Raw genomic sequence first — 3434 nt, 5'->3', positions numbered from 1 at the left:
TTGAGAAAAGACTGCCCGTTCCGTCATCGGTCATCGTGCTACCGACTGTCGTCCTCTTCGACCAGTCCGGAATCCATTAAATCCTGTCTATTTAAGCGCGATCGGCCGTATCCTCAACGAACCGGGCCGCATCGGAAGCGAGTGCCGCAAGCAGGTCCGGCGGGGCCTGGTCCTCGGCTTGGGCAAGGGCGACGGCGCGCATGATCAGGGCCGCGTCGTCCGGTTGGAGCTTACCGGAGGGCAGGGCGTTCGCATACAGCCAGACTCCGGCCGTGTGGGGCTCGGGCGGTGCCTTGGCCTCACAGCGTAGGGCGGCGGCGCAGAGTAACGCGCCGAGCAGCAGCTCACCAGCGAGGGCGGGGCAGTCCTGGCGTAGCAGCACCTCGGCGGCTTCCAACTTCTGGCGGGCCCGGCGCACCAGCGCGGGTTGGGCCGCGGCGGGCTGCTGCGGGGCCTGGTAGAGGCTCTGCGCACCGTTCGCAGGCGATGCGATACCCAGGCGCTGCAATCCCTGCAAGGTGCGCCGGTCGATGAGCGCGATGGGGACCTGTTGCGAGATAGCGGCCGCGCGCGCGTCGGCATCATCGTCGACCGCATCCATGACCACCAGCAGGCCACCCTGCGCGCCGAGGATGCGCTCGATACCCGGACCCAGCGCGCGCTGAAGCTCGAGGACACAGCGCCTGACCTCTTCGGCGGTACCAGCGTCGGCTGCGCCGGATAAGGCCGATTGCCCGCTCGCAGTCAGCGGCGGGTGATCCGCCGGGGTTGGCGCGGTGTCCTCCGCGACGATTGGTATCCGGTCTGCGGGTGGCGGCGCCTCAGGTTCCTCCAGGGTCCCGGCCAGGTCCTCCGCCAGGACCTCCGCGAGGCGCTTGGAGACGCCTACCACGTCTTCGGTGGCGTCCGAGTCCATTACATTGTCGAACAGATTGCGTTTCCCTTGGATCAATCCCAGCACCTGCTCTTCATAGGAATCCGGTGCCACCAGGTGTAATACCTGGACCTTGCTTGATTGTCCCAGGCGGTGGACGCGGGCGACGCGCTGGTCCAGTATTGCCGGGTTCCAGGGGATATCCAGGTTGACCAGCACCGAGGCGCTCTGCAGGTTCAGACCCGTGCCGCCGGCGTCGGTAGAGATGAAGACCTGGCACGCCTCGTCATCGCGGAAGCGGTCCATCAGGTCGCCGCGCTTGGTGCTGGGCACACCGCCGTGCAGCCGCACACAGTCCAGGCCCATACGCTTAACCCGGAGCTCGACCAGCTCGCCCATCTGGGCCCACTGGGAAAAGACCACGGCCTTGAGCCCGGCCAGTTGGCAGGTCTCTTCGAGGATACTGGCCAGCTCGTCGAGCTTGGGCGATCCCTGGGTAGTCTTGTCGACCAGCCCGGCAGCGTTGCAGGCCATGCGTGCCCGCTGCAGGGCGGCCATCATGCGGTTCTGCTCGACCGGGGTCAGGGGGCGACGTTTGAGGATTTGGGCCAGGCGTGCCGCGGTGGCCAGGGCCTCGTCGTGGAGCTCGATCTGGGGCGGTGACATCGCCACGTCCCGGCGTTGCTCGATACGGTCCGGCAGCTGATCTCTTACCAGGGCACGATCTCGGCGCAGCATCACCGGCTGTAGGCGCCGGCGCAGCTCCGAGAGGTTGCGGTAGCCGAGCACCTTGCCGCGCTCGTCAGTGATATGGAAGTCCACCAGATAGCGCCACAAGGGCCCCAACACCCGCGCATCGACTACCTGCATCAGGCTGTAGAGGTCTTCGAGGCGGTTCTCCAGCGGTGTGCCGCTGAGTACGAAGGCGTAACGCGATGGGATACGCTTGATGGCGGCGGCGATCTTGGTGCGCCAGTTCTTGATCCGTTGTGCCTCGTCCAGGATCAGCAGGTCCGGGGCCAGGGTTTCGTTGATCGGGCTCAGATCCCGCAATACCAACTCGTAGTTGATGACATAGAACCCGGAGCCCTTGCGGTACTGAACCGACCGCGCAGCCACGGGTCCCTGGACCAAATGGGCCTGCGCGCCGGTGAAACGCTCGAGCTCCCGTGCCCATTGAAACTTGAGCGACGCCGGACACACGATCAACACCTTCTCGACCGCATCCTGGCGGTGCAGCCAGTAGGCCGCGGCAATGGCCTGCAAGGTCTTGCCTAGGCCCATATCGTCTGCCAGCAGCGCACGTCCGCGCCCGGCGAGGAAGGCGACCCCGTCGACCTGATACGGATAGAGGCGGGCCCGAATGTCGGGCAACCGGCCGCCACTCTCGCGGATGCGCTGGCCGATCTCCCGGGCGCGCAGCTCGCGGGCGGCATCATCGGCGATGCGGCGGGCGAAGCCGAGCGCATCGTCGCCGATCAGCAGGTTCTCGTCACCGCCGACCTGTTCCGCGAAGCGCAGAAAGTCGTCGGGCAACCGGCCGGTGAAGGCACCACCGGTATCGAAGTGGCGGGCGAGCAGGGGACTCAAGTGGGCGGCGAGCTCATTGCCACGGTGGAGTCGGATGCGTGGCGCGTCCTCACTGTCCCAATCCAGGTAGATATAGGGCAGCGGCGGCGGCTGGTGCCGGATGGCCGCGCAATCCTTGCGCTTGCCGATCCGGTGGATGACCGCCTCGATGTGCTTGCAGGTACCCAGCTGATTGGTCGCAAAGTCGGGGCAGGTACAGTGATTGGCACGCTTGGTCAAGGAGCGGATCTGAACCTGGTAGGTAGTCTGGAAATGACTGCCGGCGGCGGCGATGGAGCGGGCCCGCCAGATACCGAACCAGGGCTCCCCAGACAGGGGCTCGACCCGTACCTCGGTACGGCCGCGCTTGGCGCGCTCCTCGATGGCTGCCGTCAGGGCATCGTTGAGCTGGCCGTCCAGGTCACCGGCGGTACCATAGGCCAGGAGCGCCGCCAGCGCATGGAGGCAGATGCCAGAGTCGTCGCAATCGCAGCTCGACCACAGATTGCCGTCGGCGTCGTAGCCCAGGCGTAGGTCCAACTGTTCTTCCCGATCCGCGTCCTCCACAGTAGCGACCAGCTCGCCACTGACAAAGGCGACCTGAGTCACGCGGTTGTCGCGGGCATGACGCAGGGCCTTCTTGATGAGGGCGCCGTCGGCTAGGGCATGGAGCTCCTCCACGTCAAAGAAGAAATCCGCCGGTTCGGCGCCGATCTGCGTGTCTTGAGGTATTGCAGGCATGATTCACGGTCAGGGTGGGAGTTTTTTTGAAATGTGATGTTATTTGGAGCTAATATGCAATAGATGGCTTCTTGCTTTCTTGTCTTTTGTGTTTTCTTTTGATTGGTGAAGCCATTTCAAAGAACAATCCAATGCTTCTTTTGGATTTTTCCTTTTCGATAATAGCAGTTAATTGCATAATTGTGGGGTCCCGGATGATTGCATAGGAACTAAAGTTGGGTCATTGTTGCGTGCCCGAGAGGTTATGGAA

General features: G+C 64.0%; 1 protein-coding gene. It reads right to left on the bottom strand.

What is annotated here, in order from left to right:
- Positions 1–91: 91 nt before the first annotated feature.
- Positions 92–3184, bottom strand: a complete 3093-nt coding sequence (locus BQ17_RS12415; protein WP_089727518.1) for a DEAD/DEAH box helicase — start codon at positions 3182–3184, stop codon at positions 92–94.
- Positions 3185–3434 lie beyond the last annotated feature (250 nt).

The sequence above is a fragment of the Candidatus Thiosymbion oneisti genome, from assembly GCF_900092655.1.
In the GTDB taxonomy this organism is placed as follows: Bacteria; Pseudomonadota; Gammaproteobacteria; order Chromatiales; family Chromatiaceae; genus Thiosymbion; species Thiosymbion oneisti.
Note: the sequence above shows the minus strand (reverse complement) of the source record. Positions and strands in the feature narration are given on the sequence as shown.